At 57.0% G+C, this 19,293-nt stretch carries 17 protein-coding genes; 6 read left to right on the forward strand and 11 right to left on the reverse strand.

Going from position 1 to position 19,293, the window contains the following annotated elements; translation table 11 throughout:
• Nucleotides 1-352: 352 nt before the first annotated feature.
• The gene (locus V6N02_RS21495) at nt 353-1,813 is read right to left on the reverse strand and encodes an aldehyde dehydrogenase family protein (protein ID WP_371229482.1); all 1,461 of its coding nucleotides are present in this window, start codon (nt 1,811-1,813) and stop codon (nt 353-355) included.
• A gap of 144 nt (nt 1,814-1,957) precedes the next feature.
• Entirely contained in the window at nt 1,958-3,319 is a 1,362-nt protein-coding gene (locus tag V6N02_RS21500; protein ID WP_371229485.1) for a Rieske 2Fe-2S domain-containing protein, read from the reverse strand.
• A gap of 320 nt (nt 3,320-3,639) precedes the next feature.
• Here V6N02_RS21500 and V6N02_RS21505 point away from each other — a divergent pair, with 320 nt between their 5' ends.
• Together V6N02_RS21505 and V6N02_RS21510 are read left to right on the forward strand one after the other, a co-directional pair.
• Nucleotides 3,640-4,314, forward strand: a complete 675-nt coding sequence (locus V6N02_RS21505) for a dienelactone hydrolase family protein (RefSeq protein WP_371229488.1) — start codon at nt 3,640-3,642, stop codon at nt 4,312-4,314.
• A 16-nt stretch (nt 4,315-4,330) separates the two neighbouring features.
• Nucleotides 4,331-5,407, forward strand: coding sequence for an isocitrate/isopropylmalate dehydrogenase family protein (locus V6N02_RS21510; protein ID WP_371229491.1), 1,077 nt, complete (start codon nt 4,331-4,333; stop codon nt 5,405-5,407).
• Here the strand turns inward: V6N02_RS21510 and V6N02_RS21515 are convergent.
• Nucleotides 5,404-6,165, reverse strand: coding sequence for a creatininase family protein (locus V6N02_RS21515; protein WP_371229494.1), 762 nt, complete (start codon nt 6,163-6,165; stop codon nt 5,404-5,406). The two genes, V6N02_RS21510 and V6N02_RS21515, sit on opposite strands and share 4 nt — an antisense overlap.
• Nucleotides 6,166-6,333: 168 nt before the next feature.
• Between V6N02_RS21515 and gloB the strand changes: the two genes are divergently transcribed.
• On the forward strand, nt 6,334-7,113 hold the full coding sequence (gloB, locus tag V6N02_RS21520) for a hydroxyacylglutathione hydrolase (protein WP_371229497.1): 780 nt from the start codon (nt 6,334-6,336) through the stop codon (nt 7,111-7,113).
• Between the two features lie 57 nt (nt 7,114-7,170).
• On the opposite strand, the gene V6N02_RS21525 is transcribed toward gloB, so the two are convergent.
• From V6N02_RS21525 to V6N02_RS21560, 8 genes are all read right to left on the reverse strand, one after another.
• Nucleotides 7,171-7,494 carry a 2Fe-2S iron-sulfur cluster-binding protein gene (locus tag V6N02_RS21525; protein WP_371229500.1) on the reverse strand — a complete coding sequence of 108 codons (324 nt, stop codon included), beginning with the start codon at nt 7,492-7,494 and terminating at the stop codon, nt 7,171-7,173.
• A gap of 44 nt (nt 7,495-7,538) precedes the next feature.
• The gene (gene gloA, locus V6N02_RS21530; RefSeq protein ID WP_371229503.1) at nt 7,539-7,955 is read right to left on the reverse strand and encodes a lactoylglutathione lyase; all 417 of its coding nucleotides are present in this window, start codon (nt 7,953-7,955) and stop codon (nt 7,539-7,541) included.
• 32 nt (nt 7,956-7,987) lie between these two features.
• A complete protein-coding gene (locus V6N02_RS21535) occupies nt 7,988-8,464 on the reverse strand; it encodes a cupin domain-containing protein (protein WP_371229506.1) in 477 nt (158 codons plus the stop codon).
• A 108-nt stretch (nt 8,465-8,572) separates the two neighbouring features.
• Nucleotides 8,573-10,378 carry an ABC transporter ATP-binding protein gene (locus tag V6N02_RS21540; protein ID WP_371229509.1) on the reverse strand — a complete coding sequence of 602 codons (1,806 nt, stop codon included), beginning with the start codon at nt 10,376-10,378 and terminating at the stop codon, nt 8,573-8,575.
• The gene (locus V6N02_RS21545) at nt 10,378-11,298 is read right to left on the reverse strand and encodes an ABC transporter permease (protein ID WP_371229512.1); all 921 of its coding nucleotides are present in this window, start codon (nt 11,296-11,298) and stop codon (nt 10,378-10,380) included. The genes V6N02_RS21540 and V6N02_RS21545 overlap by 1 nt, the downstream gene beginning before the upstream one ends.
• A 10-nt stretch (nt 11,299-11,308) precedes the next feature.
• Nucleotides 11,309-12,277, reverse strand: coding sequence for an ABC transporter permease (locus V6N02_RS21550; RefSeq protein WP_371229515.1), 969 nt, complete (start codon nt 12,275-12,277; stop codon nt 11,309-11,311).
• 89 nt (nt 12,278-12,366) lie between these two features.
• Complete coding sequence (locus V6N02_RS21555; protein WP_371229518.1) at nt 12,367-13,428, reverse strand: pyridoxal phosphate-dependent aminotransferase; 1,062 nt, start codon at nt 13,426-13,428, stop codon at nt 12,367-12,369.
• Between the two features lie 93 nt (nt 13,429-13,521).
• Entirely contained in the window at nt 13,522-15,120 is a 1,599-nt protein-coding gene (locus V6N02_RS21560) for a 5-guanidino-2-oxopentanoate decarboxylase (RefSeq protein ID WP_371229521.1), read from the reverse strand.
• A 285-nt stretch (nt 15,121-15,405) separates the two neighbouring features.
• Between V6N02_RS21560 and V6N02_RS21565 the strand changes: the two genes are divergently transcribed.
• The 3 genes from V6N02_RS21565 (at nt 15,406) to V6N02_RS21575 (ending at nt 19,250) form a co-directional block, all read left to right on the forward strand.
• Complete coding sequence (locus V6N02_RS21565) at nt 15,406-16,131, forward strand: class II aldolase/adducin family protein (protein WP_371229524.1); 726 nt, start codon at nt 15,406-15,408, stop codon at nt 16,129-16,131.
• 54 nt (nt 16,132-16,185) lie between these two features.
• Nucleotides 16,186-17,796 carry an ABC transporter substrate-binding protein gene (locus V6N02_RS21570; RefSeq protein WP_371229527.1) on the forward strand — a complete coding sequence of 537 codons (1,611 nt, stop codon included), beginning with the start codon at nt 16,186-16,188 and terminating at the stop codon, nt 17,794-17,796.
• A gap of 92 nt (nt 17,797-17,888) precedes the next feature.
• Complete coding sequence (locus V6N02_RS21575; protein WP_371229530.1) at nt 17,889-19,250, forward strand: MmgE/PrpD family protein; 1,362 nt, start codon at nt 17,889-17,891, stop codon at nt 19,248-19,250.
• Nucleotides 19,251-19,293 lie beyond the last annotated feature (43 nt).

Consider the following 19,293-nt stretch of genomic DNA (forward strand, 5'->3'; position numbering starts at 1 on the left):
AGACCATCGAAACGCGACGCTTGCTCCACCGCAAATCCGCCGCATAATCACAACAACCAGATGCGCCAGACCCTCTCTTAGCTCAGGCCGCCATCTGTCCCAAAATCCCTGACGACGGACACGTAATGACGGTTGCACTCTTCGCAATTTCTATCATCACAAGGTAAGGTCCCGGATTCAAGTTGAGCAGCTTCTTGTTCAAGGTTAATTTCTGAAGAGACAACTTCAAGCTCTTTGGAGTAAACTGATCTTCGAACGGTCATTGGCTGTTCCTCTGTAACAAGTCTTTTCTTCTTTCGACTCTGTATCCAGCGTGAAAAAACAGTAGCCTAATTTTGGGGTGGTTGTGTTCTTATCGGCCTTTCCTTGTGGCGATACCAATGTTTTTGGTTGTCACATAGTTGCGCATAGCTTCACGGCCCTTTTCACGGCCATAGCCGGATTGACCTGTGCCGCCAAATGGCGTTTCGACGCCGCCAGCATACCATTCGTTCACAAAGACTTGCCCGCCCCGGATTTTTCGCGCGACATCCATGGCGCGTTCCAGGTCTTCGGTGAAAACCCCGCCAACAAGCCCGAAATCGGTCCCGTTCGCGATGTCCATCGCGTCCTTGTCGCTGCGGAATTTGAGAACAGATGTCACGGGCCCGAATATCTCGTCCCGCGCCACATTCATGTCCGGGGTGACATTGGTAAACACGGTTGGTTGCAGGAAGAACCCGTCGCGGTTCAGCCTGCGGCCCCCGGTGACGGCAACAGCCCCATCGGATTCAGCCTGACGACAGATGGCTTCGGCCCGATCCCGCTGCGGCTCTGAAATCATCGGGCCCATATTCATTCCAAATTCCGGGAACCCGATACCCGGCCCGACATCCAGCCCTTTGGCAAGATCGACGATACGCTCCACAAAATCATCATGGATGTCTTCGTGCAGAATGATCCGGGACATCGCGGAACACACCTGCCCTGCGTTGAAGTAAATTCCCCAGCGCACCGAGTCGATAAACTGGTCCAGATCAGCATCGGGATAAACGATAGCGGCCGATTTTCCACCCAGCTCCAGAACACAAGGCACCAGGTTGTGAGCTGCCGCCACGGCGATCGAGCGTCCGGTTTGAACGGAACCGGTAAAGACGATCTGATCGACATCCGGGTGAGACACAAGCGCCGCACCTGCGGTTTTGCCGTGTCCGCACAGGATATTGACCGCTCCTTTGGGGAACCCCACCGCTTCTGCGGCCTCAACCAGATAGGCATTTGTCAGCGGATCAAGCTCGGGTGTCTTGATTACACAGGTATTGCCGGTGGCCAAAGCAGGGGCCAGCGAGCGGGCGGTCATCTCGACCGGATAGTTCCAGGGGATCACATGGGCGGTCACGCCGTAAGGCTCGTTCACGGTAAAATCGAGAAAGTTTTGACCCAGTGGAATGGATACGCCTTCCATGGTTTCAGCCTGCCCACCGTAATATTCAAAGAACCGGGCCGCGCCCTGAATTTCGATGCGGGATTCCCAAAGCGATTTGCCTGATTCGAGCGTGAGGATCGGTGCGATCTCCTCGATGTGATCAAGCAGGTAATCCCCCATGCGACGGACCATGCGGCCCAGATCGCAGGGGCGCATCGCGGCGAGCACACCTGTCTGGAAACACGTCCTTGCCGCGGATACAGCGCGATCAATGTCGGCGGCATCCGCGAGAGCCTGCTTTGCAATCTCCTGACCGGTCGCAGGATCAAGAACCGGCAGCCAGCCCTCGCCGCCTTCGACCCACTCACCGTCAATATAGTTTGGCCAAAATGGCTTGATGTCAGGCATGTGATCCTCCGCCCGGTTCAGTTGTGCGTAATGGCCTGTTGGCAGGCTTAGTAAAGCGCCGGGCAACGTCTCTTTACACGATTGCTCGGCGAATGGTTACAGTCGTGAACCGACAACAGCCTTTACTGCCGGATCACGGATTGGTCAGGAAGTTTCCAACTCTGCAAGCTTCGCCTCAGCAGCCTCGTATCGCTCGGCGCCGCGCAGATGATCGACCGAACGGTAGATGTCGAACACCTTTTGCGCGATGTCGGCCATCAGTTCACGGTCTGTTGCCTCATCGGTCATCGGAATGTGCAGTACCGTGTCCCCGCCATAGGTGTTGATCACACCGGGGGGCGAATGATAGGGTTGCACGCCCTTTTCATCCAACGCCTTCACATCCCTGCGGTGCCTGCTGCGCAATTTGGCGATCCCACGATCCGTGTTGCCCAGATGCTCGCGCGTGCGGTCTGAAATGATGCCTTGAGACGGGAACATCTCGAAATCGCCCGGATTGCGCTGCTGCTCTTCATAGGGGCGGTCTAGCGGCTCGCCCGCTTCCGAACGCTGAATGACCTCGGGGCGGCGCAGCTCGTCCGTCGCCGTTTCGCGCGGATCCCCACGTTTGTGGAATTGCCGAAAACCGAAGACAGCCGATCTTTTATCGTCAAGAGCAACGACCCAACGGCTGAGCGCGTTGCGACCGAAGAGTTTGGTTTCGGAGGCATCCATCGTGGTGATCGCACCCGCCTGGTTGAAATTGGGCAAGACGACATCGTGGGTCCGAACCCAGATCCGGTCACCGACCCGCTTGGTATTGGTGACAACGATCCCGTTGTCGATTTCATGGAACTCCAGAACAGGGAACTGAGCGAAGGCTTCATTGAATTGAATTGTTCCCATGCCGCTGTGCAGGAAGACAACATGCATCTGGTCGACAACATTGTCCCATGCCTGCATCCAGTTGCAGCCGATCGGCACCATATAGGGATGCATCTCGCAATCTTCATGCTCGAAGGAATCATAGAACGGGAATTCGGGTTTTTCTTCGGGCGGCCCGAGATAGGCAAATATAATCCCGTTGAACTCGATCACCGGATAGGCCCCGTGCGCGAGCCGCTCTTTCAATTTGCTTTCGGGGGGTTCGCCGGGCGTGCTCAGGATCGTGCCATCCACGTCAAACGACCAGCCATGATAGGGACAGGTAATACCACATTCCTGAATGATGCCGTATTCCAGCGAAGCCAGCCGATGCGGACAGTGCTTGTGAACCAGGCCATATTCGCCGCGCTTGTCACGAAACAGCACCAACTCTTCGCCCAAAATCCATACAAGCTTGGGCAGATCGCCCAAATCACGGGTCAGACACACAGGTTGCCAGTACCTGCGGAGGTATTCACCTCCGGCTGTTCCCGGCCCAACCTTGGCCAATTCGCCGTCCTGGCGGTGTGGTGCGGAATCATAATACCCGCTATAGGGTTCGGTTAATCGTGCCAATCGGGGGTGCTTTTCTTCAGTGGTCACGCCATTTCTCCAGTTGCTGGGCTTTCTTGCTTCAGTTGTTCGCCGGGACAGTTTTTTGCATGTATCGTTTCAGTGTTCGTCGACGCACCTGATTGCCAACCTCGACTCGTCGCGTCGCTCAATTCCACAAGGATGCTACGTCAATTTTCGAATAACGCAATAACTATCACGAAAAATCCCATAAAAATGCATTTGCCGCAGAAGTTTCTCGATTAACCTGTCGAAAATTTGCGTAATACACATTTTTCTTGCTTGTTGCACCGTAAGGTTGGACCATCATAAGTACGTGAGGACCAAAACCCAAAGAGCGGAGACATCACATGATCGACAACGACACGACGGTGCTAACGGCCTCCGACGGGCATGAATTTGCCGCCTATATGGCGAAACCCGATGGCCCTGTGCGTGGTGCCATTGTGGTCGTTCAGGAGATCTTTGGGGTGAACAGTCATATTCGTAGCGTTGCCGATGGGTTCGCAGCCGACGGGTTTTTTGCGATTGCCCCGTCCCTGTTTGACCGGATTAGGCCGAATGTTCAGATGGGCTATACGCCAGAGGACATTCAGACGGGTATTCAGTTGAAAGATCAGCAGGATTTGGAAAAAGCCATGCTGGATTGTGCCGCCGCCGTGCGCGAAGGTCAAAAGGCCGGTAAGGTGGGCATCGTCGGCTATTGCTGGGGCGGCGCCATCGCTTGGGCGAGTGCGGCCCATATCCCCGCGCTTGGGGCGGCCGTCTCCTACTATGGCGGCGGCACCACCGAGATGGCTGATCTACAGCCGCAATGCCCGGTTCTCTTCCACTATGGCGAACTGGACCAGAAAATCCCGCTGGACGGGGTGGCGAAATTGCAGGCCGCCCATCCGGATCAGGCGTTCCACCTCTACAAGGCCGACCACGGCTTCAACTGTGACCAGCGCGGATCGTTTGATGCGCAAGCGGCCCGTCTGGCGCGGGAGCGGACGGTCACATTCTTTGCTCAACATCTGGACTAGGGTCATGTGTGTCTGAATGTCAGAGCCGCTTCACATCCTGTTTCTGCCCGGCGACGGGATCGGGCCCGAGATCACGGCCTCATGCAGCACCATTCTGCACGCAAGCGCAAAGCTGTTTGACCTGAACCTGATCGGATCAACGGCCCAGATCGGTTTTGCAGCTCTGGACCAACAGGGCACAACCTTTCCCGAACCCGTGTTCGAAGAGGCCCGCGCGGCGGATGCCGTGGTGCTGGGTCCGGTGTCGCATAATGACTACCCTGCGCGCGAAGACGGTGGGTTGAACCCCTCGGGCGAGCTGCGCAAGCGTCTTGATCTCTTCGCCAATATTCGCCCGGCAAGAACACTGCCCGGCGTCCCGCCGCGATGCGGCCATCCGGCGGACCTGGTCATCGTGCGCGAAAATACCGAAGGGTTTTATGCCGACCGGTCGATGCATCTGGGGCCCGGAGAATTCATGCCGGATCCGGATATGGCACTGGCCGTGCGAAAGGTCACCCGCAAGGCAAGTCTTCGCATAGCCGAAGCCGCGTTCGAACAGGCCCGGCAGCGCAACGGCACCGTGACCGCGGTGCACAAGGCCAATGTCCTTCGCGTGTCTGACGGTCTGTTCCTGGACTGCACCCGGCAGGTCGCGGCGCAGTATCCGGACATTCCCTATTCCGAAAACCTGGTGGATTCCGCCGCCGCACTGCTGGTCCGTGATGCGGGCCAGTTTGATGTGATCGTTACAACCAACATGTATGGCGACATCCTGTCCGACCTCGCGGCCGAGATCGCCGGTGGGCTTGGCCTTGGGGCGTCGATCAACGCATCGGCGGATCACTGCGTGGCACAGGCCCAGCACGGCTCGGCCCCGTCCATTGCGGGGAAAGATGCCGCGAACCCGGCGTCACTGATACTCTCTGCCGCGATGATGCTGAACTGGCTGGCAGACCGCGACGCGCGCGATGACCTGAGGCAGGCGGCACAGGCCATCGACGCGGCCGTTCAAACCGCTCTTACCTGCCCCGAAACCCGCACCACCGACCTTGGCGGCACGCTGGGCACGGCTGCATTCACGCAGGTCCTCGTCGATCTGCTTGAACGTTAGTCTGCAAAAAGCCCCGACTCCAGCAGCGCCCTGGCCAGGCTGTTTGCCGCGATCTCAAGCAGTCTTTCGCCTTTTTCCGCCGTTGCGTTCCTGGTGTGCCCGTTCACACCCGTTTCTGTCCGATCCCGGAAAGACACCGGGCGGTAGATGCCGCTGGTCTGAAGCCAGCTTGTCACGCTGCCCTCAAGCGACCGCATTGCCTCCTCATCCACCAGCTCAGGACGCAATGCCAACACCATGGACGTTTCCGCCTCCCCCGCGTGCAGGAGACCGGTCTGATCCTCCAGAACCGCGCGGCTGGCCTCGACCGTCTCGGGCAGGTCAAAATAGGTTGCCGACGCGATCTTCAGGTCCCGGTCAAGTGCCAGTTCGGTGACAATCACATCCAGCGCAGTCATGTTGCCACCATGACCGTTAAGCAGCAAAATCCGGCGAAACCCGTGTCGCTGCATCGAGTGCACCAGGTTTCTGATCACCGCGCGAAACGTGTCGAACTCCACGCTGAGCGTGCCGCCAAACGCCATGTGATGTTCGGCCAGCCCGAACCAGACAGTTGGCGCAACGACAATCGGAGTGCTGGCCTGCACGATCCGGGCCGCGCGCAGGGCGACCTCGTTGACCAGCAGCGCATCGACCTGAACCGGCAGATGGGGCCCGTGCTGTTCGGTTGAGGCAACGGGGAGGATGACAATGGCGTCCTGCTGCGCCAAACGCGCGAGATCCGGAGATCTGAGGTTGCTCCACTGGATATCCGCCATGAGTCCTCTTCCCGCTGTTTGACAAAAACGAAAGTGCCGCTGCCTGATATTAATGAATACGCAAAAATGCGCGAGATGCACTATGTTTGCCACATCCATTGCCAATTTATTTCGAAATCGGCATAACTCCGGACCAGACTCAGCCCCGGATCACAAGGACATGAAGCGATGATAGAAGTTTACCAATTCTCCGCGCGATCGGACAATTTTGGCGTCTTGATCCACGTGCCCGAGACCGGTCAGACCATTGCCATCGACTCGCCGGAACGAGAGGCGGTCGAGGCCGCTCTTGCCAACAAAAACTGGCAACTCAGCCATATCCTTGTGACGCATAATCACTGGGACCACATTGACGGTATTGCCGGGCTGAAGGAAAAATATGGCTGTCAGGTGACTGGTCCGGAAAAGTCCGCCGCCGATACCGGGTTGTACGATGTGACCGTCAGTGGCGGAGACAGCTTTGACTGTGCCGGGCTACAGATCGAGGTCATCGACACGCCCGGCCACACCGACGACCACATCAGCTATTGGATGCCGCAGGAAAAGATCGTTTTCACCGGCGATCTCATTTTCTCGCTTGGATGCGGCAAGGTCAGCCGGGGCGGGAATGTCGATGACCTCTGGACGTCGATCCAGCGCATCCGCGCCTTGCCGGATGAGACCGCGCTCTATTGCGGTCACGAATACACGCTCAACAATGCAAAATTCGCCGTCTCTGTTGAACCGAACAACACGGAGCTTGGACGCGTTGCCGAGCAAATTCAGGCAAAGCGGGACGCCGGAGAACCCACGCTGCCGTCCAGTATTGGGTTTGAGAAACGGTACAACCCGTTCCTGCGCGCGGACAGTGCCGAACTTACCGCCGGTGCGGGATTGCCGGGCGGCACCCCCGTGGCCGAGGTTTTTGCCGCCCTGAGGAAGATGAAAGATACCTTCAAGGCAACCTGACAGGATGCGGTTCTCAATGGTGCCGCACTCTCTGGCGGCACCACTGAGAAAAATCAGTCAGATCTGCTTTTCCGGCATCTGCACGATAAGCCCGTCCAGCGCATCCGTTACCTTCACCTGACAGGTCAGGCGCGAGCGGGTCTCGTCCGGCTCATAGGCGAAATCGAGCATGTCTACTTCCATGTCATCCTTCGCGGGCAGCTTTTCAATCCAGTCGGGATGTACATAGACATGGCAGGTCGAACAGGCACAGGCCCCGCCGCAATCGGCCTCGATGCCGGGAATGTTGTTGTCGCGCGCGCCTTCCATCACGGTCAGGCCATTGGCCACATCGACCACATGCTCGGTCCCGTTATGCTCAATGTAAGTGATCTTCGTCATTTCGTTCGTGCCCCAAATATGTCCACAACGTCTGTTGTGCTCACTCAGTCTCGTGGTTCGACAAGTTCGATCTTGTAGCCATCGGGGTCCTTGACGAAGGCAATGATCCGCCCTGTGCTCTTGATCGGACCGGCCGGGCGGGTGAACTCGGCACCCGCCGCCTCAAGCGACCTGGCCGCCTCATAAACATCGGGCACCTGCAAGGCGATGTGGCCAAAGCCCGTGCCGTGGTCATAGCCTTCGGTCTGGCCCCAGTTATAGGTCAGCTCAAGTGCGGCCACTTCGGATTCCGGCCCGTAGCCCAGAAACACATTGGTGTATTTCCCGATGTCGTCGTCGCGGCGCCGGATCACTTTCATGCCCAGTATGTTGGTGTAGAAATCGACAGAGGCGTCGATATCCTTGACGCGCAACATCGTGTGAACGAAACGAAAACCGGTGTTTGAAGCCTCGGTGCCCATCTTGGTAGTCCTTGCAGTGGTGGTGGCAGAGTTCAGTAGGGTGGGACGTCGTCTGCTTCTTTTCCGGGTACAGACGTGATGCCGATCTGTTCTTTCCAGTCAAACGGATAGGTGACGTAGAAGACCGACACTTTTTCCTCGGCCTCGTAGATCACATCGTCACCACCTGGCACCCAAAGAATATCGCCCTGTTCGCAGACAAATGTCTTGTCGCCCACGGTCATCTTCAGCGTGCCTTCGAGAATGAACAGCATCTCGTCAATCGGTAGGCTCCACGGGATCGTCACCTTGTTGAGGAAGTTCCAGCCACCGCGCATCGTTTCGCTGTTGTGGTTGCCGACACAATTCCGGAGGTAGGATTTGCCGGGCGGCAGCTCATGCAGGCGATGCTCAAACTTGCTGTATTTATAGAGCGTCGGCTCGGCATTCTTGGTATGCGGCAGGTCTTCTCGCGAGATTTTCTTGGGGGTATCCACTGGCTTTCCTTTCAGGTGGTCGAACCACTCCATTGCAGTTTCTGGCAACATTAGTAATCACCGTTGCGAATTATGCAACTGCTTTCCCATTTTTGCGCATATAGCCCAAAAATGTGAGCAATTTCTACGAATAAGGCAGGTTCACTCCACTTGATCCGCCATCAGCTTGTTGACGTCATGGTGGCACTCGATGAAGTGGTTTTCACCCACCTCGCGCAGAGGCGGGATTTGAGAATTGCATTTTCCTTTAATGTAGACCGGACACCGAAAATAAAACGGGCAGCCTTTGTCAGTTCTGGTAATCGCCCGGTCCACACCAGCCTTGATGGCTTTGGACTCAATCACCTCCTCCAGCCAACCAATCCGCATTTCAGGAACGGATGAGATCAGCAATTGGGTATAGGGATGAAACGGCGGGCTCAGCACCTGATCGACCGGCCCTTTTTCAACCACGCGCCCGGCGTACAGCACGACGATATGGTCCGCAAAGGATGCGACCGTCGAAAGATCGTGGCTGATGAACATGAAGGAAACACCTGTCTTTTCCTTCACATGTTGCAACACCTCGATCACCTTCGCCCCGACGATACTGTCCAGTGCTGACGTTACCTCATCGCACAAGAGCACATCTGGGTCGGCTGCAAGCCCGCGAGCCAGATTGACCCGTTGCTTTTGCCCGCCGGAGAGTTCTCCGGGGTAGCGGCTTGCAAATTCCACAGGCAACTCGACCAGTTTCAGCAGTTCGTAGACCCGCTGCATGGCGGCTTTGCCCTTCAGCCCCATGTAGAATTCCACAGGTCGGGAAAGGATTTCATCAATCCGCTGGCGGGGATTCAGCGCCGTGTCCGCCATCTGGAAAATGAACTGCACCCTTCGAATGTCTTCCCTATTTCGGCTTTCAACCTGATAAGGCAGAGCTTTGTCATCCAGAAGAACATCGCCTTTCATGGCTGGGGTAAGACCCGCGATCACCCGGGCCAGCGTGGATTTCCCACAGCCGGATTCTCCGATCACACCGACGGCCTGCCCTGATTCCACCTCGATGTTGACATCGCTGATGACCTTCAGGCTGCCATAGCCTGCCGTGATGTTCCGCGCCGCCAGTACCGGTTTGGCGCGCATGTGTTCTTCGCTGGTCTCAGCACCCTGCCCCGAGGCCGGCGCCGGGCGCACAGCGGCCATGAGCCGCTTGGTATAGGCGTGTTTGGGATGATTGATGATCTCGTCCGTCGTGCCCTGTTCCTGAATTTCGCCGCTGTAAAGCACCACGACCCGGTCCGCGATCTGGGCCACCACGGACAAATCATGGGTCACATAGATCGCCGCCGACTCTTCCTCGCGGATCACTTTCTTGACTGCCTTCAATACTTCGATCTGGGTGGTCACATCCAGCGCTGTTGTCGGTTCGTCCAGAACCAGCAAATCGGGTTTTCCGCACAGCGCCATCGCGGCCATCAGCCGTTGTAGCTGGCCGCCTGAAACCTGATGCGGGTACCGTTTGCCAAGGCGTTCCGGGTCCGGCAAATCAAGCGCCTTGTAGAGCCTCGCCGCCCGAGCATCGGCCTCTTCCTGAGGCAGAATGCCGTGCAGGACAGCCGTTTCGGTGACCTGTTCACCAATGGTCAGCCCCGGGTTGAAGCTGGCGGCTGCGCTTTGTGCCAGATAGGCCACGCGCTCGCCGCGCAACTGACGCAGGGCCTGATTGTCAATGGTCAGCAGATCGGTGTCGTCCAGCCGGACTTGACCGCCGGTGAATTCGAGCCCCGGGCGGGTGTAGCCCAGCGAAGACATCGCGATTGTCGTCTTGCCCGACCCGGATTCTCCGATCAGCGCGACGACCTCTCCGCGCTTGATCTCAAAGCTCACACCTTTGACAATCGGAATGTCCGAGCCGTCATCCGCCTTGGCCCCGATTTGCAGATTGTCGACTTCCAGCAAGTTCGTCATTAGATCATCCTTCCCGAAAGTTTGCCGCCGGCATGTGCGGAAATGTCATCGACTATGAGATTGAGCGAAATTGTCAGCGACGCGATGGCAATCGACGGCGCGATTGGCGCGATGGACCCATAGCCAATGCCCTGAAGGTTTTCCCGGACCATGCTGCCCCAGTCGGCCATCGGAGGCTGCACGCCGAGGCCCAGAAAGCTGAGCCCCGAGATGAACAGGATGATGTAGACAAGCCGAATGCCAAAATCCGTGGCCAGTGGCATGATGATGTTCGGCAGAATTTCGCGGCGGGTGATCCAGCCCAGCCCCTCACCGCGCGCGCGCGCCGCTTCGACAAAATCGGTCACCTTGATTTCCATCGCAAGCGCCCGCGAAATGCGGAACACAACGGTGGAAAAAATAACACCGGCCGAGATGATCAGGACAGGGATGGAGCTGCCGATGGCGGCCACAACGACCAGCCCCAGCATTATGCTGGGTATGGAAATCAGCGCATCATTGGTCCGGCTCAGAACCATATCCACCCGGCTGCTGCCAATCGCCGCAAAGATGCCGAGCGTTACCCCGATGAGATAAGCCAGCATGGTCGCAACGAAAGAAATGCCAATGGTTGTCCTTGCCCCCCAGATGATCCGGGAAAACGTGTCACGGCCCAAATAGTCAGTGCCCAGAACATTGGTAAAGCAGAGGTCATCTTCCCATTTCGAACAGGCTTTCCCGATTGGCGCATAGCCGCTGTCGGACAGGAATGCGGCTTCGTCATAGGGCGCGACGAACGGGCCGATAAACGCCATCAACACCCAGAACCCCACAATCACGATTGCGACCTTTCCGGTCAGCGAGAATTGGATCCGCTTCTTCGGCGGGGCGTCCGGCAATTCGTCAAAATCTACCGGCAGTTTCTCATCAACATCAGTCATGGAACTGCTCCTATTTCGGGAACCGCAAGCGCGGATTTGTGAGGATTGAAGAAATATCGGAAATCAGGATCAGCACGATGTAGACCAGACAAAACAGCATTCCGCAGGCCTGCACCAAAGGCATGTCCCGAACCTGCACGCCATCAACCATCAGCTTGGCAACGCCAGGGAAGGCGAACACGGTTTCGACGATCACCACGCCGCTCACCAGATAGGCGAGGTTCAGGGCGACGATGTTGATGATCGGCCCCACCGCATTCACCAGCGCATGGCGAAAAATGATCCGCCGTCGCGATATGCCTTTCAGGATCGCCATTTCGATGTAGGGCGATGCCAGCACGTTCAGCAATGCCGCGCGGGTCATGCGGGCCATCTGTGCGAAAAGCAGGGCGCATAGGGTGATGATCGGGAGCGCCAGTGTGCGCAACATATCCCCGATTGATGAGAAGTCTGACATTTGCGCAATTGCCGGGAACCATTGCAGCTTGACCGCAAAGAACATGACCAGCAGCGTCGCCACGAAAAACTCGGGCACCGCGACGAGGCAAAGGGTGAAAAAGGTGACGATCCGGTCAAAAAGACTCGTTGGAAACATCGCGGCGAGCATTCCCATCAGCAGCGACAGCGGTATTGAAATGACGGCGACGATCGCGGACAACAAAAGCGTGTTGGACAGTCGTGCACTGATCAGATCTTCGATCGTTGTACCACCGCCGCTTGCGCCCATGCTTGCCAGAGACATCCCCAGATCGAACCGCAGCATGTCGCCAAGCCAGGCAAAGTAGCGAACATACGCGGGCCTGTCCAAACCCATGATTTCGCGCAGGGCCTTGACCTTTTCGGGCGTCGCATCCTGGCCCAGCATGGCCTGCGCAACATCACCGGGCAGGATTTCTGTCCCCACAAAGATCAGAACGGAAACGACCCAGAGCGTTACCAGGCCGATCCCCAGCCGGTTCAAAATCATCCGCCACATCATCTGGTCGTCCTCCCTCAAGCTGGGATTGCCAGCGATCTCAGAAAAACGATGTCTTTCGTCCGATCTGACCGCTTTCGTCCCCCGTCAATTCATATCGCCAGTTCGGAAAACCGCCCAAGCGCCTCCCCGATCAGCTGGCCCGTCAAGTCCATCTCTTCCGCGCTGCCGATTGTGATTCGGATGCAATGCGACAGCCCATAGCCGCCCATGCCCCGCGTCAGGACACCCCTTTGACGCAGGTGGGTTTCGGTCCGGACCGCCTCGGCCTCATCGCGGAACCCGACGAGGACGAAGTTTGTCTTGCTTTGCGGTACAGTTAACCCAAGCTTACTCAAGTCTTTAGCAAAGCTGTCCCGGCGTTTTGCAACATCTGCGCAGCAGGATTTCATATAGTCTTGATCCAGCATTGCCGCGGCCGCGGCGGCCAGACTCGCGACACTCGCGCTGCCAAGGCAGAGAATCTTGGTGACCTGCTCGACGATCTCCGTCGGAAACAATCCCCACCCCATCCGCATTCCGGCCAAAGAATAGGCTTTGGAAAAAGTCCGCAAAACGACCGTGTTGCCGCGCTCCACCAGATCGAACATCGGTGCCTCGTTGCTGTCGTTAAATTCGCCGTAAGCTTCGTCAATAACCAAAAGGACGTTCTCATCCAGCCCGTCCCTCAGCCGCAGAAGTTCACCTCTGGGAATGACGGTGCCCGTGGGATTGCCGGGGTTTGCAACAAAAATGATGTTGGTCGTCGGTTGAACAGCAGCCAGCAGAGTATCAACCGAAACCGTGAAATCAACCTCGGGTGCAAAGTCTATTTCGGCCTCGGCCATGATCGAGGCCGTTCTGAAGAACGCATAGCCGTACTGAGTGGTCAACACGCGCAGACCCGGCCCCGCATAGCACCGTGTCAGTGCCGAAATAAGCTCCATCGAGCCGGCGCCACACACGATATTGTCTATGTTCAGACCGTGCACCGATGCAATTGACTGGCGCAGGTCGGTTTGTCCTGGATCAGGATAAAACTGTGCACAGGTCATCGCCTGCGCCGCGGCATCTATCGCCTTCGGGCTTGGCGGAAAGCAGCTTTCATTCTGCGCCAGCGGAGCCGGGTTAATACCATCCGGCAATTGAAGATCGGCCAGCGCGTAGCCTGCCATTTTTTCAATATGAGGTCGGGTCTTGATCATTGGTCTTTTTCCGTTCGCGGAAAAACTCAGCCAGCGAGACCGCTGGTTGAGTTTCAAAAAGCATCAGTAGTCATCCGCTTCCACAATTTCGATGATGGTCGGCGCCCCGGACGCAACGGCCTGTTCGATCGCAGCTGTCAGACTTTTGTGATCCGACGGGCCAGCATACTGCCAGCCAAACGACTCAGCCAGTTTGGCATGATCAGGAGGCGTCGGCGTGAGCGCCATGTATTCGATCCCTCTTGTATCAAATCCTTCGCGGATTGCAGACAGCTCAAAATTGTTCGCGACCAGAACAATAAGCGGCAGGTCTTCATCAATACAGGTCGCCAGTTCCTGCACTGTATATTGAAACCCGGAATCCCCGATCAGAACAACGACCGGATCGTCAGGATGGTTGATCTTGCCGCCAATCGCAGCAGGCAAAGCAAAACCGAGACAGCCCAGACCGGCAGGATAGTGATAGTTTGGTTTTTCAAACTGACCGATATAAAGCGCCGCATAGCTGAACTGGCACATATCTCCATAGTAGACCGTAGTAGACGGCAAAGCCGACTGCGCGGTTTTCAGGATCCGGTCATATTTTTGCTCGATGGGACGCATGACATCCACAGTCTCTGCCCGCACCTTGTCAGCCCTGGTAATTGCGGCGGCCAACTTATCCGCGCCGACCGGCTGGCTGATCTCGGCGCACAGATCGCGAACCGCCTTTGCGGCATCGCCATTGATTGCGACCTCGGCGCTGTACTGATCAGTAAATTTGATCGGATCGACATCGATCCGGATCATCTTGCCGCGGGGCGTCAGAGGGGCATAGAGCCGATCGACCACCGCCAATTCGGAGCCGATCACCAGCAAGACATCCGCCGCTTCCATTTCATTGCGTGCGCATTCCAGGCTGACTGACCCAATGGTCTGCGGGTGGGAGGCCGGGCAAATACCCATTCCCTTTGCGGAATGCGTGACCAAAGCGCCGGTCTTGGCGACCAGCTCGTTCACTTCGGCGACAGCGCCGCGCGCGCCGCCGCCGACACAAATGACCGGGCGCTCGGCGCTTTCCAGCAAACGAGCCGCTTCTGCGATTTCACCCGCATTGGGCCATGGCAGCGTGGGGCGGCGGCGCACTGACCACTCTCTGTCAAATGTCTCCTGCTCGACATCCATCAACAGAACATCTGTCGGGATTTCGATATGCACCGGGCGCGGGCGCGGACCGTCAAACACTGCGAACGCCTTGGCGATCAGATGGGGCACATCCTCCGGAAGAATTGCGGTGGCGCTGAACGCCGTGTAGCATTCCATGACTTGGGTTTGTTTACGCAGCTCGTGTCCTTCGCCCCACGCCTTGTTCAGGGCCGGGCGATTGGTCACCGACGACATGACCAGCATTGGAATCGAATCATTATAGGCCGCGGCGATTCCGGTTGATGCATTGAGCAATCCGCAACCGGCAATCAGAAAACAAACACCGACCTCGCCAGATGCCCGGGCGTATCCGTCGGCGGCGAACGAACACCCCTGTTCATGGCGCGGCAGCACATGCTGCATCGAACTGCCAACCAATCCCCTATAATATTCAAGGGTATGCGTGCCCGGAATTCCGAATGCAGCCTTGACCCCGTACATTTCGAGCAGCTTAACAACCGCTTCCCCAACGTTCATTTTTCGCATCGAGCAGACCTTAGTTGTGGCGACCACGTCGCATAGGTGTCTTTCATTTCACGTTCCCCATCCACTCAAACGCAAAAAGCGACGTGTGGCGACGAATTTCTACAGTTTGACGACTCTTGCGCTAAATACAATCAAAAGTACGAATTTCGAAGAAATAGTTGATAATCGCGCATGCTCATGCATAATATAAAACTTATCTGGGGGCTTTTTGGGCATATCGTAACTTACCGCGTAAAGCCGAAAGCACGCCGACTAAGGAGTTGGGAGAGCGAAATCATGGACAGTGGAAAGGACCAACGGTTCAGGCTCGCGGCGGCTCACCGGCTGACAGTGCGCGAAAGCTACCATGAAGGGACATGGAACCACTTCAGCCTGACGCTCGACCACCATCCTGACCAGATTTTCCTAACACCCGGCGATACCCATTTCAGCAAGGTCTGCGCCAGCAATCTGGCGGTCCTGGGGGCTCAGAACACGCAGATTTCCGGGCCGATTGCACCCAACAAGGCGGCATGGATCATCCACTATCCAATCCACCAGGCGCGCCCAGACCTAAAATGCCTGATGCATCTGCACACACCTTACGCCACCGCGCTGGGTATGTGCGCGGATCTGACGTTTGACGAACGTGCCAGCCAGGCTGCAATCCATTTCTATCAGAACGTCGCCTATTTTGATCTCTACGACGGCCCCCTCAGAGACGAAAGCGAAGGCCAGCGTATGGCCGATGCGCTCGGCGACAAACGCATTCTGGTCATGCGCGGGCACGGTGTCATGGTCGGCGGCGCAACAGTCGGACAGGCCTGGCACAATCTCTATCTCTTCGAACGCGCCTGCATGTACCAGATGATCGCCATGGCCGCCGGGCAGCGACGGCTGACCCAAGTGCCCGAAGATGTTGCCGAGATGGGCCGCGAGTATGCCCTGAGCCCGGTTTGGGATGATCGCTTCGAGGCACTCGTGCAAACGCTCGACACCACGGAACCAGACTACCGACACTAGAAGTTCAGTACTTTCAACCAACACCAACAGAAAAACCAACGGGAGACCAACAAAATGAAATCCAACAGACCCGACCAACATGAAATTCGCCGGATGAGAGAGGGCTACGAAACGGGACGTCTGTCCCGGCGGCATTTCCTTCAGGGTTTAACAGCAATGGGTCTGACCGTTGCCGGCGCATCCGCGCTTGTCGGCTCGGCAACACCTGCATTTGCTGAAACACCTAAGAAGGGCGGCCGTTTGCGCCTTGCCTGGAACTCGACCGGTCCTCAGGACACGCTTGATCCACCTTTGTTCAGCAGTTCGCTGGACTACATTCGAGGGCGCGCCTACTACAATGCCCTGACCCGGTTCAATCCGGATATGTCATTGCGCCCTGACCTAGCAGAGGAATGGAGCGTCAGCGCCGATGGGCTGGAATGGACATTCAAACTGCGCAAGGACGTCAAATTCCACGACGGATCACCCTTTACCGCTGATGATGCCGTTTACTCGATGAACCGTCACCTCGGCGAAGGCAGCGTGTCCAAAATGGCATCGCTCGTATCCAATGTTGCAGAATGGAAAAAGGTCGACAACCACACGGTCAAAGCGGTTCTGGCCACACCAAATGCTGACCTTCCGGTCATCTTGGCAACGTTCCACTTCAAGATCGTCAAGGACGGTGCGGCAGGCGACTATTTCAACATGCCGGCAGGTACCGGACCGTTCAAGGTCACCGAATTCCAGCCCGGCATTCGCAGCCTTGGCGTTCGCAACGAAGATTACTTCGGCGGTGAAGTCTACCTCGACGAAATCGAGACATTCGGCATTACCGATGGCGTGGCGCGGATGAACGCACTGCTCGCTGGTGATGTCGATATGATCGGCGCGCTGGATCCGAAAGCAGCCGCGCAAGTCCAGAGTGCAGATGGCGTGGATCTGTGGGAAACGAATACCGGTTCCTTCTCCGGCATCACTTTCATGGCAGATCGCGAACCCGGCAATAACCCGGACTTCATCATGGGTATGAAGCTGTTGGCAAACCGTCCACGCATCGTGGAATCGATCATGCAAGGATATGCGAGTGTCGCCAACGACCATCCGATTGGTCCAGCTTATGGAGCGGACCATTGCTCCGAGCTTGCCCAGCGGGAGTTTGATGCAGATCAGGCCAAGCATCACTTTGAAAAATCCGGCCTGTCCGGTGCAACAATCGAAGTGACCGAGCTGGACCCCGGCATCACCGACACCTGTTTGCTGCTGCAACGCGAAGCCCAGAAGATCGGGTTCAACCTGGAAGTCAAACGGGTTCCGGCGGACGGGTATTGGGGCAATATCTGGATGAACCGCCCCGGTTTTGTCACGGGTTGGAATATGCGTCCGACCGCAGGCATCATGATGTCCGCTCTTTACAAGAGTGATGCGTCCTGGAACGAGTCCGTGTTCAAGAACGAGCACTTTGATGCGCTTCTGGCTGAATCACAGGTGGTTCAGGATGACGGTTTGCGTCACGAATTGCACTGTGAAATGCAGACCATCGTGCATGACACCAGCTCGCTGATCATTCCGCATCACTTCAACTTCATTGATGCGAAGGCATCCAAGGTTAAAGGTACAACCAGCGTCGCGGTCGGCGCGCTTGGTGCCGGTGAGTGGATGGATCAGGTCTGGATTGACAGCTAAACTATCGACCCAATAGATGGGACTGAGCCCACTTCGGTGGGCTCAGTTTGTTTTCGAGCAGAAGCAGACGCCAATGATAAGGCCAAACTGACATGACAGCCTTGGAAACACTTTCTGGATGGTGTGCAACGGCGGATGCCTCGACATCGAGCGTTGCACGTGTCCGTGCAAATCTAGCCTTCAAAGATACGATCGGGTGCATTGTTCTTGGCGCGCAAAGCCCGGTGGTCTGTGGTCTACGCGCCGCTGCGCAAAACTGGGGGTCAGGTCCGTCAACAGCCATCGGTGAGGCAAGGGGTATGCCCTCTCCGGTGGCGGCCCTGATCAACGGCGCATCCGCGCACAGCTTTGATTTCGATGACTACGACGAAGCGTCTCAGGCCCATGCAAGTGCCGTGCTGGTTCCGGCTATTCTTGCCTTTGCAGAAGAGATCGGAAGCAGCGGCGCAGAGGCGCTGGACGCCTATATCATTGGTCTTGAGGTGATCATTCGCATCGGCGAAGCGGTCAATATGGCCCACTACAACAAGGGCTGGCACACCACCGCAACGCTGGGTATTTTCGGTGCCGCCGCGGCCTGCGCCAGATTATATGGCGCTGACGCAGGTGAAATGCTGGCGGCCCTGAGCATCGCGGCCAGCTATTCAGCGGGAATGAAAGTTCAGTTTGGCACGGACGCAAAACCGCTTCACGCCGGGATAGCTGCACAAAACGGGGTGACGGCCGCCACGTTGGCACGGGCTGGCCTTTCCGGCCACAAAGACGCCCTTGACGGCCCGCTTGGGTTTGTCAGCCTCTATGCCGGTTCAGACGCCCCGGATTTCCCAACCGGCATTCCAAAGCTGGGCAATCCGCTCGCCATCGAAGAGTTCGGGTTGATCATCAAACGCTTCCCAAACTGCGCCTGCCTGCACCGCGCTTTGGACTGCTTCTTTGAATTGAAGGACCAGCATGGTTTGACGGCGGACATGATCGAAAGCGTCGTTGCTAATGTCCCGCATGCCTATGCAGAAAGCATCAAATACACCGCCCCGGACACACCTGCCGAAGCCCGGTTTTCGATGCAGTATGGAATATCCGTCGCGATGCTTCAGGACCGCGTATCGCTGGCCGATTACACGCCGGATGCCGTTGCGCGGCCTGAGGTCAGAGCGCTCTATGACAAGGTGTCGTTCAAAACATTCTCCACAGGCGCGTCCCCTGGCGTATCGGCGACGCAACCGCCCGAAGGTGTCGGCGTCACGACAACGACAGGCGCGCGCTTGACGTCGGAGTCTGCAATTGTGGTAGGCGACCCCAGACTGCCTTTGTCGCCCGATCAGTTGGATGCCAAATTTGCCGATTGCGTCTTGACGTGTTTCGACACTGACAAAACCGGTGCCATCCTTACGGCGGTGGCTGATCTGGACAAACTGCAACAGGTTGGGGTGTTGTCAGAGATGCTACGGCCCTAGCTACTGTCTGTTTTGCTGGGCATTGTACGCTTTGGCGCGCCGG

This window comes from Roseovarius conchicola (assembly GCF_041403425.1).
GTDB classification, from domain to species: Bacteria; Pseudomonadota; Alphaproteobacteria; order Rhodobacterales; family Rhodobacteraceae; genus Roseovarius; species Roseovarius conchicola.

What these genes read in the sequence shown, in the direction of transcription:
- V6N02_RS21510 (WP_371229491.1), top strand. Translation starts at nt 4,331, where the DNA reads ATGTCAGAGCCGCTTCACATCCTGTTTCTGCCCGGCGACGGGATCGGG.
- V6N02_RS21515 (WP_371229494.1), bottom strand. Translation starts at nt 6,165, where the DNA reads ATGGCGGATATCCAGTGGAGCAACCTCAGATCTCCGGATCTCGCGCGT.
- V6N02_RS21495 (WP_371229482.1), bottom strand. Translation starts at nt 1,813, where the DNA reads ATGCCTGACATCAAGCCATTTTGGCCAAACTATATTGACGGTGAGTGG.
- V6N02_RS21545 (WP_371229512.1), bottom strand. Translation starts at nt 11,298, where the DNA reads ATGACTGATGTTGATGAGAAACTGCCGGTAGATTTTGACGAATTGCCG.
- gloB (WP_371229497.1), top strand. Translation starts at nt 6,334, where the DNA reads ATGATAGAAGTTTACCAATTCTCCGCGCGATCGGACAATTTTGGCGTC.
- V6N02_RS21555 (WP_371229518.1), bottom strand. Translation starts at nt 13,428, where the DNA reads ATGGCAGGCTACGCGCTGGCCGATCTTCAATTGCCGGATGGTATTAAC.
- V6N02_RS21505 (WP_371229488.1), top strand. Translation starts at nt 3,640, where the DNA reads ATGATCGACAACGACACGACGGTGCTAACGGCCTCCGACGGGCATGAA.
- V6N02_RS21575 (WP_371229530.1), top strand. Translation starts at nt 17,889, where the DNA reads ATGACAGCCTTGGAAACACTTTCTGGATGGTGTGCAACGGCGGATGCC.
- V6N02_RS21560 (WP_371229521.1), bottom strand. Translation starts at nt 15,120, where the DNA reads ATGAACGTTGGGGAAGCGGTTGTTAAGCTGCTCGAAATGTACGGGGTC.
- V6N02_RS21550 (WP_371229515.1), bottom strand. Translation starts at nt 12,277, where the DNA reads ATGATGTGGCGGATGATTTTGAACCGGCTGGGGATCGGCCTGGTAACG.
- gloA (WP_371229503.1), bottom strand. Translation starts at nt 7,955, where the DNA reads ATGGGCACCGAGGCTTCAAACACCGGTTTTCGTTTCGTTCACACGATG.
- V6N02_RS21525 (WP_371229500.1), bottom strand. Translation starts at nt 7,494, where the DNA reads ATGACGAAGATCACTTACATTGAGCATAACGGGACCGAGCATGTGGTC.
- V6N02_RS21535 (WP_371229506.1), bottom strand. Translation starts at nt 8,464, where the DNA reads ATGGAGTGGTTCGACCACCTGAAAGGAAAGCCAGTGGATACCCCCAAG.
- V6N02_RS21570 (WP_371229527.1), top strand. Translation starts at nt 16,186, where the DNA reads ATGAAATCCAACAGACCCGACCAACATGAAATTCGCCGGATGAGAGAG.
- V6N02_RS21565 (WP_371229524.1), top strand. Translation starts at nt 15,406, where the DNA reads ATGGACAGTGGAAAGGACCAACGGTTCAGGCTCGCGGCGGCTCACCGG.
- V6N02_RS21540 (WP_371229509.1), bottom strand. Translation starts at nt 10,378, where the DNA reads ATGACGAACTTGCTGGAAGTCGACAATCTGCAAATCGGGGCCAAGGCG.